General features: G+C 71.4%; 15 protein-coding genes. 5 read left to right on the top strand and 10 right to left on the bottom strand.

Annotated features, from left to right (window positions below):
• The first annotated feature begins 81 nt into the window (after nucleotides 1-81).
• Entirely contained in the window at nucleotides 82-1506 is a 1425-nt protein-coding gene (locus DB32_RS40445; protein ID WP_053238002.1) for a hypothetical protein, read from the top strand.
• A complete protein-coding gene (locus DB32_RS40440; RefSeq protein WP_157070200.1) occupies nucleotides 1503-2486 on the top strand; it encodes a GNAT family N-acetyltransferase in 984 nt (327 codons plus the stop codon). The genes DB32_RS40445 and DB32_RS40440 overlap by 4 nt, the downstream gene beginning before the upstream one ends.
• Here DB32_RS40440 and DB32_RS40435 read toward each other — a convergent pair.
• From DB32_RS40435 to DB32_RS40420, 4 genes are all read right to left on the bottom strand, one after another.
• Complete coding sequence (locus DB32_RS40435) at nucleotides 2483-4219, bottom strand: MutS-related protein (protein ID WP_053238000.1); 1737 nt, start codon at nucleotides 4217-4219, stop codon at nucleotides 2483-2485. The two genes, DB32_RS40440 and DB32_RS40435, sit on opposite strands and share 4 nt — an antisense overlap.
• Nucleotides 4220-4290: 71 nt before the next feature.
• Nucleotides 4291-5376: a class I SAM-dependent methyltransferase gene (locus tag DB32_RS40430; RefSeq protein ID WP_157070196.1), complete on the bottom strand. Its 1086-nt coding sequence runs from the start codon at nucleotides 5374-5376 to the stop codon at nucleotides 4291-4293.
• A gap of 104 nt (nucleotides 5377-5480) precedes the next feature.
• A complete protein-coding gene (locus DB32_RS40425) occupies nucleotides 5481-6017 on the bottom strand; it encodes a cupredoxin domain-containing protein (protein WP_169791713.1) in 537 nt (178 codons plus the stop codon).
• A gap of 11 nt (nucleotides 6018-6028) precedes the next feature.
• The gene (locus DB32_RS40420; RefSeq protein ID WP_053237997.1) at nucleotides 6029-7651 is read right to left on the bottom strand and encodes an ABC-F family ATP-binding cassette domain-containing protein; all 1623 of its coding nucleotides are present in this window, start codon (nucleotides 7649-7651) and stop codon (nucleotides 6029-6031) included.
• A gap of 74 nt (nucleotides 7652-7725) precedes the next feature.
• On the opposite strand from DB32_RS40420, the gene DB32_RS40415 reads away from it, so the two are divergent.
• Entirely contained in the window at nucleotides 7726-8298 is a 573-nt protein-coding gene (locus DB32_RS40415; protein ID WP_053237996.1) for a Uma2 family endonuclease, read from the top strand.
• Nucleotides 8299-8301: 3 nt separating this feature from the next.
• On the opposite strand, the gene DB32_RS40410 is transcribed toward DB32_RS40415, so the two are convergent.
• From DB32_RS40410 to DB32_RS40390, 5 genes are all read right to left on the bottom strand, one after another.
• Nucleotides 8302-9033 carry a thaumatin family protein gene (locus DB32_RS40410; protein ID WP_053237995.1) on the bottom strand — a complete coding sequence of 244 codons (732 nt, stop codon included), beginning with the start codon at nucleotides 9031-9033 and terminating at the stop codon, nucleotides 8302-8304.
• 11 nt (nucleotides 9034-9044) lie between these two features.
• Complete coding sequence (locus DB32_RS40405; protein WP_053237994.1) at nucleotides 9045-9923, bottom strand: glycoside hydrolase family protein; 879 nt, start codon at nucleotides 9921-9923, stop codon at nucleotides 9045-9047.
• Nucleotides 9920-11182 (bottom strand): DUF2403 domain-containing lipoprotein, encoded by a 1263-nt coding sequence (locus DB32_RS40400; protein WP_053237993.1) that lies wholly within the window; start codon nucleotides 11180-11182, stop codon nucleotides 9920-9922. Before DB32_RS40400 ends, DB32_RS40405 begins: the two co-directional genes overlap by 4 nt.
• Before the next feature lie 82 nt (nucleotides 11183-11264).
• On the bottom strand, nucleotides 11265-12128 hold the full coding sequence (locus DB32_RS48855; protein WP_075098147.1) for an MSMEG_6728 family protein: 864 nt from the start codon (nucleotides 12126-12128) through the stop codon (nucleotides 11265-11267).
• Between the two features lie 136 nt (nucleotides 12129-12264).
• Entirely contained in the window at nucleotides 12265-12972 is a 708-nt protein-coding gene (locus DB32_RS40390; RefSeq protein WP_157070194.1) for a hypothetical protein, read from the bottom strand.
• A gap of 168 nt (nucleotides 12973-13140) precedes the next feature.
• On the opposite strand from DB32_RS40390, the gene DB32_RS40385 reads away from it, so the two are divergent.
• Nucleotides 13141-13749 carry a DUF2760 domain-containing protein gene (locus DB32_RS40385; RefSeq protein WP_083458369.1) on the top strand — a complete coding sequence of 203 codons (609 nt, stop codon included), beginning with the start codon at nucleotides 13141-13143 and terminating at the stop codon, nucleotides 13747-13749.
• A complete protein-coding gene (locus DB32_RS40380; protein WP_053237991.1) occupies nucleotides 13746-15599 on the top strand; it encodes an Hsp70 family protein in 1854 nt (617 codons plus the stop codon). Before DB32_RS40385 ends, DB32_RS40380 begins: the two co-directional genes overlap by 4 nt.
• 123 nt (nucleotides 15600-15722) lie before the next feature.
• Here the strand turns inward: DB32_RS40380 and DB32_RS40370 are convergent, their stop codons facing one another.
• Nucleotides 15723-16619: a LysR family transcriptional regulator gene (locus DB32_RS40370; protein WP_053237989.1), complete on the bottom strand. Its 897-nt coding sequence runs from the start codon at nucleotides 16617-16619 to the stop codon at nucleotides 15723-15725.
• Nucleotides 16620-16745 lie beyond the last annotated feature (126 nt).

The following is a 16745-nucleotide window of genomic DNA, read 5'->3' as shown; positions in this document are numbered from 1 at the left end:
GTGTCTCCTCTTCCCCCGCGCCGAGGATATCGCGGCGTGACGGATGCCCGGGACGGCTTCCAAGCTCGGATCGAGGCTCACGTGCGATCGCTCTTCGCTTGCTCCCTGGTCGTCCTGCTCGTCGCGTGCGGCGAGCCCTCGAGGCACGTCGTCGCCGACGCCGGTGTGCACGACGACGCGTCGGCGCCGCCGATCACGCGCGACGTGCGGATCGCGGATCGCGCGGTGATCGCCTGGATGCGCACCGATCCCTCCGACACGTGGTGGGTCGAGGAGCGGCTCGCGCCGATCCCCGCGATGCGTGGCGATCGCGATCCCGGGATGCGCGCGATCGCGCGCGCCGGGGGCGACGGCGCGCGCATCGTCGTGTGGCAGCCCGCGGCGAGCGACGTCCTGATCGACGCGGTGATGCACGCGTCGGGCGAGTGGACCGCGTCGGGCATCGACGACGAGTGGCGGCCCTTCCTCGCGCGCGGCGATCGCGACGGGCTGCGGGGGCGCGTGGTGCTCGACGATCCGACGCTCGCGGACGAGCCCGGTGCGTGGCTCCCGAGCGCGAACCGCGACGCGCTGCGTGTCGGCGCGCTGAGCGCGGCCTCGTTGCGCCTCGTCGTCGACGGCGACGACGTGGTCGTGGTGCTCATGAACGACTCGCATGCCGTGCTCGCGTATCGCGTGCGGTGGCGCGACGGCGACGAGCTCGAGCGCGTCGCGCGCACGCTCGTGACGCCCGCGACGGGCATGCTGCCGGCCCTGCCGATGGGCGGCAGCTACGACCCCTTCGACGCCATGTGGGCGCAATTCCTCGTGTTCTCGGCGAGCGACGGCGAGGGCGGCACGTACGTGACGTGCTTCACGGATCGCGCACGGCTCGACGCGCACAACGCGTACTTCGACACCGAGCACGCGCTGCTCCGCACGCCCGAGGCCGGGACCTACCGCCCGAGCGACGTGCTCGTGGTGCGCGTCGATCGCGACGGCACCCACGCGTGGTCGCGCGTGGTGGGCACCGTCGATCGCGACGATCTCGTCTTCGGCATCGCGGCGTCGGGCGAGCGCGTCGCGGTGATCGGACGCAGCCGTCGCGAGCCGGGGCACGACAACACCGAGCTGCACGTCATGATCGCGCCGCTCTCGTCCGACGGGGTGGTGGGCCCCACGATCACGTGGGACGCGATCGACTCCGCGATCGCGCAGACCGCGGCGTTCGACGCCGAGGGCGCGCTCTGGGTCGGCGGCACCGAGGGCTGGACGCAGAACCCCGACGGCTTGAGCCTGTTCACCGACGGGCACCCGTTCGTGGTGCGCATCGCGCAGGCCGAGGTCGTCCGCGTCGACGGCCTGCTGCCCGCGACGGGCGGCCACGCGGAGCTGCGCGCGCTCGCGATCGACGAGGATCGCGTGTGGACGGCAGGGCTCGAGAACGGCCCGCTGACGCACACCCACGACGCGGACCCGTCGCGCGTTCGGTCCGACGCGTGGTGGACGTACTCACCGCGCGAGTGATCGCCGCGCGTATCATCACGCGCGTGGCGACGTTCGATCCCGGGCGACTGCGCGCCTCGTTCTTCGCGCCGCTCGATCGAGCGGAGATCTCGCTCGCGCCGGCCGAGAGCGTGTCGCATCGGTTCGCGGGCGCCGAGCTGGTGCTGCAGGGCGTGCGCGAGCGGAGCCCGCGCTTCTCGGTCAGCTTGGTCGCGCTCGAGAGCGCGATCGCGGCCGGGCGCCTGCGCGGCGATCTCGTCGCGTCGATGCGGCGCGGCGATGCGATCGTCGGGTTCCTCTGGGTCGAGGCGCACGGGCCCGCGACGCACGTCGAGCTCTACGTGCGCGAGATCGTGATCCGCCCCGATCATCGCGGCGCCGGGCTCGGCAGCGAGGTGCTCGCGCGGCTCGATCGCGCCGCGCGCGACGCATCGGCGTGCGCGCTCACGCTCGACTTCATGGACGACAACCCGCGCGTCGCGCCGCTCTACGCGCGCGCCGGGTTCGAGCGCGTCGGCGTGGATCTCGACGCGCGCACCGAGCTCGCGATCGAGCCCTCGCGCGCGGCGCGCATCTTCGACGCGGCGCGCGATCTCGAGCCGGTGCTCACGCTCGTCGAGGCGCGCCGGCTCGCGTGCGACTTCCGCCATCCGCACGTCGCGCGCGACGAGATCCGTCGTCGTCTGCTCGCGCTCGGCCCGGATCAGCGCGTCGTGATGCTCGAGGACGAGCGCGGCGTGCTCGGCCTCGCGTGGTGCGAGCTCGTGCCCTCGGCGCTCGATGGCGCGCTGGTGTGCGTCGTGCGCGTGCTGCACGTCGAGCCGGATCGCGCTCCGAGCGCGATCGGCGAGCTGCTCGACGCGGTGCGCGTCGCGCTCGCGCCGCGACGTCCGGCGCGCCTCGCGATCACGATGTGGTCGACGCGCGAGGACTGGATCGAGACGCTCTCATCGCGCGGCGCGCGCGTCGCGCGCCACAAGATGCGCAAGGCGCTCGTCTAGCCGCGCAGCTTCGCCGCGACGAGCTCGCCCAGCGCAGCCTCGGTGACGCCGAGGCGCGCCGCGACCTTGTGCGCGAGCGACGTCGTCGCGACGCCGGGCACGAACTGGTACGTCGGCTTCTCCTCGGGATCGAGCTCGACCTGGAGGAACGCGAGGCTCTCGACCGGGCGCTCTCGCTCGAGCCGCGCGGCGAGCCCGAGGAAGTGCGTGCTCACGAACACCTGCGGGCGCAGCCGCGGCAGCAGCGAGACGACCATCGCGAAGATGTCCTCGCCCTCGTTGGGGTTCGTGCCCGAGCAGAGCTCGTCGAGGATCGCGACGCTGCCCGGCTGGAGCTGCTCGAAGAGCTGGCGGATGCGCATCAGCTCGGTGCCGAGGCGCCCCTCGATCTGCGCGGCGTCTCCGTCGGTGACGAGCGAGAGGAACAAGTTCGGAGCCCGAACGATCCGCGCGTGCGCCGCGGGCACGAAGAGCCCGACCTGACCGAGCAGCTGCGTCAGCGCGAGCGACTGCAAGAGACGCGTCTTTCCTCCGGAATTCGGCCCGGTGATCACCACGAGCGCGTCGTGTCGCGGCACCGGCACGTCGCACGGGATCGGCGTCACGTCCTGGAGGAACAAGAGCGGGTTGAAGAGCCCTTCGATCGCGCGCTCGCCCGCGCCCTCGACGATCTCGGGCAGGCACACCTCGAGGCCCTTGCCGCGCGCGAGATCGCGGAAGCCGAGCGCCGCGAGGTACGTCTCGATCGCGCCGGTGCACGCGAGGATCGCGACGACGTCGTCGGCGAGCGGCGCGAACACCTCCTCGAGCAGGCGCACCACGACCTCGCTCTCGCCGTAGCGATAGCCGCGGAGGAACGAGATCATGCGCTGGACGAAGCGCCCGAACGGGCCGGGCAGGATCGAGGTCTCGCTCTCGCGGATCGCGAGCACGCCGAAGCCGCGAATCGTTCCGTCCGATCCGAGCCGCAGCCGCACGTCGACCGTCGCGAGGTTGCCCTCGACGTCGACCAGCTGCACGAGCCGCGACCACGCCTCGCGACCGCGCACTCGCTGACCGAGATCGCGCAGCCGCGAGAGCACGCTCTCCGCGCCCTCGAACCCGTCGGCCATCGCCTCGACGCAGCGACGCAGCGCGACCAGCACGCCGACCTTGCGCCGCACCAGGTTGGGCTCGGTGCCGGTCGAGAGCTCGAGCGCCTCGCGCAGCCTCCGGATCGCGAGGTACACGCGCTCGAGATCGCCGCGCATCGCGGGCTTCGCGACGAGCTCCGCGAGCACGCGCTGCCGCGTCGCGCCGTCGATCGCGCGTGCCGGTGGGGTCTCGAGCACGCGGCGCAGCACCTTCGCGCTCGCGTCGACGTGCGTGCCCTCGATCGTGACGCGCAGGCTGCTGCGCACGAGCTCGTCGAGGTAGAGCTGCGTCGCGAACGTCGCCGGATCGAAGGTGCTCGGCGCGAGCGGAAGCGCCTCGATCAGCGTGTCGAACACGCCCTCGCAGTCGCCGCCCTCGAACGCGAAGCGAACGAGCTCGGACGAGCCGCGCAGATCGCCCCACGCGCGCGGCTCCGCGTGCAGGAGATCGGGGACCGCCGGCCCGCTGAGCGCCGGCTTCGCGCCGACGGGCTGCACGTAGAAGCTCGGAGGCCCACCCGCGTCGGCGCCCGCAGGCAGCGCACGCCGCCTGCGGCGCAGGCTCTCCGAGGTCGATCGTCGTCCGAGCACGAGGCGCACGTTCTACCTGATCTCGAAGGCGGACACCTCCGGCGCGCCGAGGTTCCCGCCCGTTCGATCAGGGCCGCGCGTCACGTACGACGGGCGAGGATCACGCGGTACGGATCGCGGCGCGTCGCGAGATCGTCGTAGAGCCGCGTCCCGGGCGCCCGGCAGAGGTTGCGCATCGCGAGCTCCGCCTCGACACGTCGCTGTGGCCCATACACCGGGATGCGGAACGCCGGGAACCGCGCGAGCGCGTGCGCGACGTATGCCTGGATCCGCGGATCGTCGAGATCGCGCGCGAGGACTGCCTCGTCGGTCACGTCGTCGACCGCGACGACCTCCATGCCGATCGACGCGAGGAACTCGAACGACGACGCCCACGCCTGCTCGGGGATCGAGTTGCCCCAGGCGAGGAAGCCGCCGCGCTTGAGGATGCGACGCGCCGAGCGGAAGAACTTGCGATCCTCCTCGGTCATGACCTCGCCCTGGTCGGTCACGTGCGTCTCGCAGACCGCGACGACGTCCGCGACCTCGTCGTCGATCGGCGCGCGCGTCGCGTCGGCGTGGGTCGCGACGAGGCGGCCGCGGTGCTTGGGCGCGAACTGCGCGCGGCACGTGCTCACGCCCGCGAGCTGCATGTCGATCGCCTCGTAGGTGCACTTCGGGAGGACGCTCGTGCACACGTGATCGGCGCCCGCGCCGGTGCCGCAGCCGAGCTCGACGACGTGCAGGCGTCCGCCGCGCTCGCGCGCGAGCTGCTGGACCGCGTCGAAGTGGAACAGGCCCGAGTACGCGTTGCGGCCGAAGCGCTGCGGATCGTGCTGGTGCGCGGGCGGCGGTCCCCATGCCTCGGGCCACGCGTAGCCCCACGTGTTGAACGTGAACTGATAGCGCTCACCGTGCTCGTTCTCGACCGAGCCCAGGCTGCGATACAGCGAATAGAGCAACGAATAGATCGATTGCTTCCGGTACTCGCTCTCGTCGACGTGCCCGTCGCCGCGCGCGACCTTCCCGCGCGGCTCCATCGGCGCGCTCATTACCCACGCCGCGATGATCGCCTGGAGCCGCGGCATCGAGTACTCGGTCGCCTCGCTCAGGTTCGTGAGCACGTCCATGACACCGTGTCCGTTGCGGATCGCCCGGCGACGCGCCGCGCGATCACGCTCGATCATGTTCACGGCGAGCGCTGCGCAACGCTCGAGCTCACGATCGTGACGACACGATGACGAGAGGCGTGGCGCCTCAGTCGACGAAGCGCTTCACTCGACGAAGCGCTTCACTCGACGAAGATCGTGCCGACCATCCCGATCGTCGCGTGGGGCACGCAGTAGTAGCCGTACGCGCCCGCGGGGCTCATCACGAAGCTCGCGCTGCTCCCGCCGGCGTGCGTCGTCGTGGGCAGCGGTGTCGTGCCCTCCGCGTCGGGCGTCGGCGTCCCCGCGATCACCCGACCGGCCCGCAGCGGATGCGCCGAGAAGTCGCCGAGGAACGTGACGGTCGTGCCCTCCGCGACGGCGATGCACGCCGGCGAGTACGCCTGCGACTCGTCGCTGAAGCGGATCTCGACGCTCTCGCGGTCGGTGAGGTCCATCGCCACGCCGCGCGAGCAGCCATGGATCACGGGACCGGCGTCGCCGGTGCTGGCGTCGCTCGACGCATCCACGTCGGTCGCAGCGTCGCCGGTCCCCGCGTCGTGCCCGTGCGCGTGGCTGGCATCGACGCTCGCCGCGTCGATCGCGACGCTCGCGTCCGCGGGCGCGGCGCCGTCGTCTCCGCACGCTGCGAGCGCGCACGCGATCGCGAGCGTGGCCACGAGGCGCCGCGTCATCGGACGCCGGGCGCTTCGTAGCCGGTCTGCGAGACGTACTCGACGTACCCGCCGCCGTACACGCGCGGTCCGTTCTCGTGGCCGACCTCGAGCACGCGGTTCGAGAGCGAGCGCAGGAACGAGCGATCGTGCGAAACGAAGATCATCGTGCCCTCGAAGTCCGCGAGCGACTTCGTGAGCATCTCCTTCGTCGCGAGATCGAGGTGGTTCGTCGGCTCGTCGAGCACGAGGAAATTCGGCGGCTCGTAGAGCATCTTCGCGAGCACGAGACGCGCCTTCTCGCCGCCCGAGAGCACGCGGCACTTCTTCTCGACGTCGTCGCCCGAGAACCCGAACGCGCCCGCGCAGGTGCGCAGCGAGCCGAGCGACGCGCGCGGATGCGCGTCCTGCAGCGAGTCGATCACGGTGCGATCGGGGTCGAGCACCTCCATCGCGTGCTGCGCGAAGTACCCGAGCTTCACGCTCGCGCCCATCGTGACCGCGCCCGCGTCGGGCGTGGACTCGCCGACGATCAGCTTGAGCAGCGTGCTCTTGCCCGCGCCGTTGATGCCCATCACGCACCACCGCTCGCGCCGGCGGATCAGGAAGTCGAAGTCGCGATAGATGCGCTTCGATCCGTAGCCCTTCTCGACGTGCTCGAGCTTCACCACGTCGTCGCCCGAGCGCGGCGGCTTGGGGAAGTCGAACTCGATCACGCGACGGCGCTTGGGGGGCTCGATCTTCTCGATCTTCTCGAGCTTCTTCACGCGCGACTGGACCTGCGCCGCGTGCGAGGCGCGCGCCTTGAAGCGCGCGATGAACGCCTCTTCCTTCGCGAGCATCGCCTGCTGGCGCGCGAACTGCGCTTCCTGCTGCTGCGCCGCGATCGCGCGCTGCTGCTCGTAGAAGTCGTAGTTGCCCGAGTACGTCGTGAGCTCGCCGCCGTCGATCTCGACGATCTTCGTGACGAGGCGGTTCATGAACTCGCGATCGTGCGAGGTCATGATCAGCGCGCCCTCGAAGTCGCGCAGGAAGCGCTCGAGCCAGAGGATCGACTCGATGTCGAGGTGGTTCGTGGGCTCGTCGAGGAGCAGCGCGCTGGGCTTCATCAGCAGGATGCGCGCGAGCGCGACGCGCATCTTCCAACCGCCGGAGAGCTTGCCGACGTCGTTCGCGATCACCTCGGGCGCGAAGCCGAGGCCCGCGAGGATCTCCTGGGCGCGCGACTCGAGCCCGTAGCCGTCGAGCTCGTCGAAGCGCGCCTGCACCTCGCCGAAGCGCTCGACGATCTTGTCGAGGTCGTCGGCGCGCGCGGGATCGGCCATCGCGGCCTCGAGCTCGTGGAGCTCGTGCGCGACCTTCGAGACCTCGCCCGCGCCCGCCATCGTCTCCTCGAGCACGCTGCGCCCCGACATCTCGCCGACGTCCTGGGAGAAGTGCCCGATCGTGACGTTCTTCTCGATGACGACGCCGCCCGAGTCGGGCGCCTCGTCCTTCACGATCATCCGGAAGATCGTCGACTTTCCTGCGCCGTTGGGCCCGACGAGGCCGACCTTCTCGCCCTTGAAGACGCTCATCGAGGCGTCGAGGAAGAGGATCTGGCCGCCGTGCTGCTTGCTGACCGAATCGAGACGAATCACGAGGCGCGGAGGTTCGCAGACGTGAGACGCAGCGCAAGCGGAGGCTGCGAGGGATCGCTGCTATCCTGAGCGTCATGGAAGCCCGCGACCTGCGCCGGATGACGGTCGAGGAGTACATCGCGCTCGATCGCGGGAGCGACGAGCGCTGGGAGTACGTGAACGGCGAGGCGTTCGCGATGGCGGGCGGGAGCCCTCAGCACGTCGCGGTCGTCGGGAACGTGTACTTCGCGCTCAGGACCGCACTCCGTGGGAAGCCCTGCGTCGCGTTCGGTGAAGGCCTGAAGATCTCGACGCCGCGCACGCGGGCATATCACTACCCCGATGCGATCGTCGTATGTGGCGCGCTGCGCCACGACGAGCGGGACGACCGTGCGATCGTGAACCCCACGCTGATCGTCGAGGTGCTCTCGCCCTCGACCGCCGACTACGACCGCGGCGGGAAGCTCGTCCACTACCGCTCGATCGACTCGTTCACCGACTACCTGCTCGTCTCGATCGAGGATCGCACGGTCGAGCACCACCACCGCATCGAGCCCGGCAAGTGGCTGGTCACGACGGGCGTGCGCGAGGGTGTGGTCGACCTCGAGTCGGTCGGAGCCACGCTCGTCGTCGCCGAGCTCTGGACCGATCTCGATCGTCTGCGCTGAGCGTCACGGGCAGAAGACGATCTCCCAGTCCTCGCCGGCGCAGGCGCGCACCGGGCTGCGGTCCTCGCCGCGCTGATCGTCGCCCGACCACGCGTAGCCGTCCTCGCACGACTCGAAGTGGAGCGCGACCTCGCTCTCCGGGTCGTCGCGGCTCGGGCTGACGCACGAGACGAGCTCGCCCGACGCGTCCTCGTACCGCCCGACGTCGGGGCACTCCGCGAGCAGCGCGGGATCGTCGCAGAGCAACGTGTCGCAGTCGGGCCGCGCGCGCGGCGTGATGCGCATCGTGAGGTTGTGCGCGTCGACGTGGCTGATGTTGTACCAGTCGAAGTCGTGGAAGTCGGTGTTGAACGTGAACTCCGCGAGCGTGTGGCGCTCCGGGCCCGGATCGTCGCCGAGGAAGCCCCAGTAGCGCTTCGCGGAGAGCTCTTCGTCGGCGCTCCCGATGTCGCGGCACGCCGTCGCGCCGGGCGCGATCGACGCGCTCTCGATGTCGCTCCCGCGCATCTCCAACATTCTTGAGCAGTTGTTCAAGAACACGAGCGTGGTGCGTCCGTCGCCGTCGATCGCGCAGTCGGTGTCGATCGGTGCGGCGTCGGTCTCGCTCGGCCGCGCGTCGGTCTCGCTCGGGCGCGCATCGTCCGGCGGGCGCGTGCCGGCATCCTCCGAGCCCGACGGCGGACTGCTGCATCCGAGCACGCAGATCAGCGTGCCGGCGATCGCGAATCTCCTCATCGCTCCGCTCCTCATCGCTCGCAGTCGGGCGAGGCGGGCGCCTCGACGTAGGCGCGTCCCAGCGCGGTCAGCTCGCCGTCGGCGCCGAGCAGATCGACGTGGTCGATCCCCTCGAAGCGCCCCGAGAACCACGCATAGCGCTCGATGCGCGGATCGCTCTCGAGGAACGCGACCGCGTCCTCGAGGAACGCGATCTGCTCGTCGACGTTCGCGGCATCGGTGCACGCGAATTCCGTGAGCCAGATCGGCTGCGTGAAGCGCTCTTCGTAGCGCCGCACGTGATCGATCAGCCAGCGCGCCTGATCGTCGCCCTCGGGACGGCAGCCGACGTAGACGTGGATCGCGATGCGATCGACGCGGCAGTCGGGGCACGCAGCGAAGAACTCCTCGAGGTAACGGAACGGATCGGTGTCCTGGCAGTCGCCGCCGCAGTAGTTCACCGCGGGGGAGACGAGCAGCAGGCCGCGCTCGTCCGCGATGCGCTCGACCTCGGGCCACAGCGCCGCGGCGTCCGCCGCGGACAGGTTCGCCTGCGATGCGAAGTTCGGCTCGTTGAAGCCGAGCAGCGTCGTCGCGCCCTCGGGGATCTCGCGGACGTGCGTGTCGGCGTCGAAGTCGCGGCCCCACACCATCGGCACGTACTCGACGCCCTGCGCGCGATAGCTGCCGTCGCGCAGCGCGTCGTCGGGCAGGTGGTGCCAGTTGTACCACCACGAGATCGCCGGCCCGAGCGCGGCGAAGTCGGCGATCGAGTGATGCCCGTACGCGACGCCGCGTTTGCATCCGCGCACCACCGGCGGCGTGCTCGCGTCGTCGCGGACGTCGTCGCTCGGCGTGCTCTCGCACGCGCAGCCGACGACCAGGAGCGCCCAGAGCCAGCGCGCGCTCATCGCGGCAGCCGTAGGTCGAGGAGGCCGCGCACCACGTCGCCGTCGATCTCGGCGGGGAGCGCGGGCAGCAGCGGGCTCGCGGCGGCGGGGATCTGCGACGGGTGGACGATCGCGAGCTGCACGGTGCGCGACGCTTCGTCGAGCAGCACGACGAAGTAGCGATAGCCCGCGGACGGCCGGCGGAAGGCCGCGCCGGGGCCGCGCTCCGGGCTCGCGACCGCGCCCGCCGCGGCTTCGGCGATCGTCGTCTTGTCGATCAGATCGACCTCGGGCCCGAGCCGCGACACGTCGCAGCGCGCGCCGCACGGTCCTTCGCCGACGTAGCCGCCGTAGCCGAAGAAGTTCGTGCTGAAGACGTCGAGGTTCCGATACTCGTTGTTGTCGTTGACGACCTCGAACACGTTGAACTGCCCGCAGCCGTCGCCGAGCCACCACTCCGCGGGGTTGCGCGCGTAGCACTGGCAGCTCGAGAACGCGCCGGCGCGCGCGAGCTCGCCGAGGCTCAGGCCGATCCACGGCGCGTCGTACCAGTTGCCGCCCGGGCCCTCGGAGCACGGCGTGCCGGCCTCGGGATCACCGACGTGCGGCATGCGCGCGAGCAGGACGAAGAGCTTCGAGCCGGCCCAGCCGTGGTGGCGTCCTTCGCCGCTGCAGAAGGGCTCGCTGCCGGGCCCGCACGGGAACGGGACGTCGGTCGCGAGATCGACGAGGCACTCGGTGCCGATCGCGCCGTCGAAGCCCTCCGACTCGGTGTCGTTGCCGCGGAACGAGAGGCCGCGCGGGCTCGACGCGGCGCGCCGATCCCACGCCGAGACCAGCGACCAACCGTCGCCGCTCGGCTGGTACACCGCGAGCTGTGCGACGTTCATCGGGCCGCGCAGCGTGAGCACGAGATCTTCGTTCCACGGGGTGAGCCGATCGCTCGTGACCTCGTGGCGCGCCATGCAGCAGCCGCTCGCGTCGTACGCGTCGCACGGGCCGACCTCGGGATCGCGCACGCTCGGGTACCAGCCGGTCGCGCCGATCTGCTGGAACGTGATCGTGCCGCCGTGCGAGGGCGGATCGAGCACCGGGAGATCCGGCGGGCCGAGGCCGCCGTCGAGCGCGGGCGGGGGTGCCGCGTCGACGTCCACCACGCGTGCGTCGCGGGTCGCGGCGTCGGGCGCGAGGCCGCCGTCGAGCTCGTCTGCCGGGCGCTCGTTCGCGCAGCCCAGCGCGATGATCGCGATCACGAGGATCGAGGTCCGTCGGTCGGACATCCTGTCGGTTCCGCTCCTCTCGCGACATGAGTGGAGCGAGACGAGCGCAGTGGTGGCGAAATCGTCCGCGACGCCGTCCCGATCACACGCGCGCCGACGACGCGCTCGCCGTCATCGCGAGACGGGGATCGTCCTCGCCACGCAGCGCGAAGAAGAGGCTCGGATCCTGGAGGCGCACCGGGCGGCGGAGCGCGCGGCGGTCGAGCTCCCCGAGCCACCGCACGTCGCGCACGTGCGGGCGCCTCCGCCGTCGCTCGTGGCGCGCGTCGCTGGTGATCTCGCCCACGAGCAGGCGCGCCTCGTCGGGCACCAGGATCACGTCGCCGATCTTCGCGTCCTCGACGAACGCGCGCGTCATCCGCGCGCTCTTGGTCCCGCTGTGTGCGTCCGCGTCGGGCAGCGCGACCACGCCGTCGCGCACGAAGCGTCCGAGCATCGCGCGCGTCTCGGCGCGGAGGACCCATGCCGCGATCGGCTCGCGCGCCGTGTCCGGCGCCGCGCACGGCACGGGCCAGACGTACGGCAGATCGTCGGGCAGATCGCGCTCGAAGAAGGGCGCGTAGTGATCGCGGTGCTTGCGCAGCAGCGCGGACCGATGCGAGCGATGCAGCGCCTCGTCGCCGAGCCACGGCGGCATCGCTCCGCGCTCGATCAGCTCGCGCTCGGTGGGAGGTCGTCGATGCGTCGAGAACTCCGCGATCTGCGCGAGGCACGTGTCGCGATGTCCGCGCCGGATCCACTCGTCGGAGATCGCGAGCCCGTACGCGATCAGCGCGTCCTCGTGGCCGCGCCACATGCAGACCACGGGATGCGTCTGCCAGCCGTAGTCCTCGAGCATCGACGCGCGGAGGATCTGCAGCACCTCGACGCGCTGCTTGCCGAGCCGCAGCGAGTCGAGACAGCGCGCGCTCTCCTCGAAGGACGCGTACGGCAAGAACGTCTGCATCGCGTGGCGATCCCGCCAGCACGCGGCGCGCCCGGCGCACGAACCGAGGCGCCACGCCACGCGCTCGAGGTCGCGAAACGAAACGAGCCCTCGCGCCTCGCGGCGAGAGGGCTCGTCGATCGGTCGGGACCCGCGCTCAGTCGACGATCGGATCGAGCGCGATCTCGACGCGCTGCGTGCCGAGCCCGACGCGCTCTTCGACGATCACGCGGCCGCGCGCGAGATCCATCGTCATCGCGGGATCGCCGTCGCGCGCCGTCACGTCCGCGTCGCGCACGACCTCGCGACCGCCGCAGCGCACGTACCCGGTATCGAACGTCGTGCCGTAGAGCGTCTCGCCACCGCAGCGCACCTCGACGCGGCAGTCGAACCCGCCGCCCTCGACCGGCATGCGCTCGACGGTGCACTGCTCGCCCGTCGCGACGACCTCGGGGCCGTGCGTCGCGACGACGTGCCCGTCGCGCACGAGCGGGGTGACCGCGGTGCTCGTCGCCGCGTACGCGCGCGCCCCGCCGTGGCAAGCGCCACGCGATGCGCCCACCGCGAGCATCATCGACCCGACGAGCGCCACACCCGCCATGATCGACGCGCCGAGGCGCATCGACCAGCGGAGCCCTTCGACGTCGTGCTCCGCGGCATCCAGCTTCGTCGCGTCGCTCTTCTCGTGGGCGGCGCGCACGCCGCCGCGATGCTCGTCGAGCTCGCGGCGTAGCACTTCCGCCTCACGGGTCTTCTGGGCGTGGGCTGCGCGGAGCAGCGCGATCTCCGACTTGGCCTCGTCGAGCTCGCGCTGCTGAGCATCCACGCGCGCCTGGATCGAAAGCAGCTCGTCCCGGTGCGTCATGACCCCATCATGGGCTTGGTCCCACTCCGAAGAAAAGGGGCGCGAGGACGATCGTGCTCGCCCGGGATCTTTTTCGCGGCCCTGTGGAACGGTGCCGCGATCCACGGGCTGCTCGCACGTGCCCATACCTCGGATCCGCCGGGGGTCTCGTGCTAATCAAGCGGCCCCATGCCGACGGCGACGAACACCGACGATCAGCCCGCACCGGGCTTCTTCTTCCGCTTCTTCGTGCTCGCGTGGATCGCGTACTTCCGCACGTTGTTCGATGCGGATTTCGCGGCCGGCGTCGCGCGGCTGCGCGAGGGACGTCCCGCGCTCCCGCCCCCTCCCGAGCCCGAGAAGAAGGTCGAGCCCGAGAAGAAGAAGCCGGAGCCCGAGAAGCCGGTGCTGCGCGAGGCGACGCCCGACGCGGCGCTCCAGCTGCTCGCGCTGCTCCAGCGCGAAGGTCGCTTCGTGGACTTCCTCGAGGAGGACGTGGCCAGCTTCTCGGATGCGCAGGTCGGGGCGGCCGCGCGCGTGGTGCACGAGGGTTGTCGCAAGGCGCTGCGCGAGCACGTGCCGCTCGAGCCGGTGCGCAGCGAGGACGAGGGCGCGAAGTTGACGCTGGACAAGGGGTTCGACGCGAAGGCGATCCGTCTGACCGGCAACGTCGTGGGTGAGCCGCCCTTCAAGGGGACGCTCGCGCACCGCGGCTGGCGCGCGAAGGACGTGAAGCTGCCGAAGATGGCCGAGGGGCACGACGCGCGCGTGATCGCGCCGGCGGAGGTGGAGCTGTGAGCAAGGAGAGCGCTTCGTTCGCGATCGGGATCGATCTCGGGACGACGCACTGCGCGCTCTCGTACGTCGAGCTCGATCTCAGCGAGGGTGAAGAGGTCGCGCAGCACGTGCTCGAGGTGCCGCAGTCGGTCGCGCCGGCGCAGATCGAGAGCCGCGCGCTGCTGCCCTCGTTCCTCTACTTGCCGCACCCGGGCGAGCTCGCGCCGGGCGCGCTCGCGCTGCCGTGGAGCGAGTCCCCTCCGCAGTGCGTGGGCGAGCTCGCGCGCGCGCTCGGGAGCAAGACGCCGATCCGCCTGGTCTCGAGCGCGAAGAGCTGGCTGTGCCATCCCGGCGTCGATCGTCGTGCGCCGATCCTGCCCGCGGGGCTTCCGCCCGACGCGAGCGACGTGCCGCGCATCTCGCCGCTCCAGGCGTCGATCCAGTACCTCGAGCACCTGCGAGATGCTTGGAACACCAAGCATCCCGAGGCACCGATCGAAGAGCAGGACGTGGTGATCACGGTGCCTGCGTCGTTCGATCCCGCGGCGCGCGAGCTGACCGCGGAGGCGGCGCGCGAGGCCGGGCTCGGCGGCGCGGTGCTGCTCGAGGAGCCGCAGAGCGCGCTGTACTCGTGGATCCAGCGCACCCACGGCAAGTGGCGCGAGCAGGTGAAGGTCGGCGACGTGATCCTCGTCGTCGATCTCGGCGGCGGCACCACCGACTTCTCGCTGATCGCGGTGCTCCAGCGCGAGGGGAACCTCGAGCTGCATCGCGTCGCGGTCGGCGATCACATCCTGCTCGGCGGCGACAACATGGACCTCGCGCTCGCGCACACGGTGCGGGTGAAGCTCGAGGCCGAGGGACACTCGCTCGACGCGTGGCAGGTGCAGGCGCTGACGCATGCGTGCCGCGGCGCGAAGGAGCAGCTGCTCGGCGAGAGCCCCGCGGCGGACAGCGTCGCGATCGTGGTGCCGAGCCGCGGCTCGAAGCTGATCGGCGGATCGCTGCGCACCGAGCTCACGCGCGCGGAAGTGGAGCGCGTGCTGGTCGAGGGCTTCTTCCCGGTGGTCGACAGCAAGGCGCGACCGATGGGCCGCGCGCGCGGCGCGCTGACGCAGATCGGTCTGCCGTTCGCGCAGGATCCCGGGGTGACGCGGCACCTCGCGGCGTTCCTCGGCAAGCAGATCGCGGCGACCGAGGCGCTCGAGGGGTTCCGTGCGAGCGCGCCGGACGCGACGTTCATCCATCCGACGGCGGTGCTCTTCAACGGCGGCGTGCTGAAGTCGCCGGTGCTCGCGTCGCGCATCGTCGAGGTGCTGAACGCGTGGCTGCAGAAGGACGGTGCGCCGCGGGCGCGTGTGCTCGAGGGCGCGGATCTCGATCTCGCGGTGGCGCGCGGCGCGGCGTACTACGCGTACGTGCGGCGCGGGCGGGGCGTGCGCATCCGGGGCGGCACGGCGATGAGCTACTACGTCGGCATCGAGGCCGCGATGCCCGCGGTGCCGGGGATGGAGCCGCCGGTGAGCGCGCTGTGCGTGGCGCCGTTCGGGATGGAGGAAGGCACCGAGGCGCCGCCGGCGCCGCAGGAGCTCGCGCTCGTGGTGGGTGAGCCGGTGCAGTTCCGGTTCTTCGGATCGAGCGTGCGCCGCGAGGACGAGCCGGGGACGCTGATCGAGCGGTGGCAGGGTGAGGTCGAGGAGCTGCCGCGCATCGAGACGACGCTGACGAGCGAAGGGCGGACGCCGGGCGATCTGGTGCCGGTGCGGCTGCGGGCGTCGGTGACGGAGGTCGGGACGCTCTCGCTCGATGTGATCGCTCGGGATGGGGAGCGCTGGCATCTCGAGCTCGACGTTCGGGATCGCGCGGGCTGAGGCTTCGGCGAGGCGCGCGGGGAGAGGTCACGACGCGAGCGTCGCGACCTCGACGTCGTGCTCGGCTCGCGACCGTGCTCGGGCTCGGCTTCGGCCTCGCGGCTTCGGCGTCGTCCCCGACGCTCACGGCTCGCGCGTCGCGACGATGAACTCGATCATCGCGCGCACCGCGCTCGAGCGCGCCGTCGCGCGCGGATAGACCAGCGAGAACGGGCGGCTCGCGCCGCGGTGCTCCTCGAGCACCTCGACGAGCTCTCCGCGGCGGACGTGGTCGGCGAACATGAAGACGTACGCGTGCGCGAGGCCGAGGCCTGCGCGCGCCAGCGCGACCACGCCGACCATGTCCTCGGCGCAGCGATAACGCGCGAGCGGCTCGATGCGGCGCGGTGGCGAGCCGACCGACCACGGCATCGCGCGACCGGTGCGCGGGAGCACGAACGTGATGCAGTCGTGGGACGCGAGATCGTCGGGCGTGTGCGGTCGGCCTCGACGCGCGAGGTACGCCGGGCTCGCGACGATCGCGAGCGGGAACGTGCCGAGGCGCCGCGCGACCAGCGAGTGGTCGGCGATCGTGCCGTGCCGGATCGCGAGGTCGCACCCGTCGCGCACGAAGTCGACGTTGTGATTCGAGACCTGCATCTCCACTTGTACGTGCGGGTTGAGACGCTGGAACTCGCCCAGGCGCGGCGCGAACCGGGAGAGCCCGTAGGTCGTGGGGACGCTGATGCGCACCAGGCCCGACGGCGTGTTGCGCTTCTCGCGCATGGCCTCGCCGCCCGCGCGCAAGAGGGCGATCGCCTGCGCGGCGTGCTCGTAGTAGCGACGGCCCTCGTCGGTCGCGGCGAGGCTGCGCGTGGTGCGGCGGAACAACGTCGCCCCGAGCTCCTCCTCGAGCCGCGCGACGCTCCGGCTCACCGCCTGGGGCGTGAGCGCGAGGGCGCGCGCCGCGCGGGTGAAGCTCCCGAGCTCGTACGTCCGGCAGAACGCCTCGAGGTGCGGGAGCGGAGGCAGCGCGGTCATCTTCAATCGATACGTACAACTGAATGACCCGTCGCGCCTCTCACGCCGCAGCGCGCGCGTCCGTACACCTCTCGCATGACGAGCCATCGATCGGTGCTCGCGCTCGCATTGCTCGCGTGCTGCGCA

Source organism: Sandaracinus amylolyticus (assembly GCF_000737325.1).
Lineage (GTDB): Bacteria > Myxococcota_A > Polyangia > Polyangiales > Sandaracinaceae > Sandaracinus > Sandaracinus amylolyticus.
The sequence above is the reverse complement of the archived record's forward strand: the minus strand, read 5'-3'. Positions and strand labels throughout refer to the sequence as shown.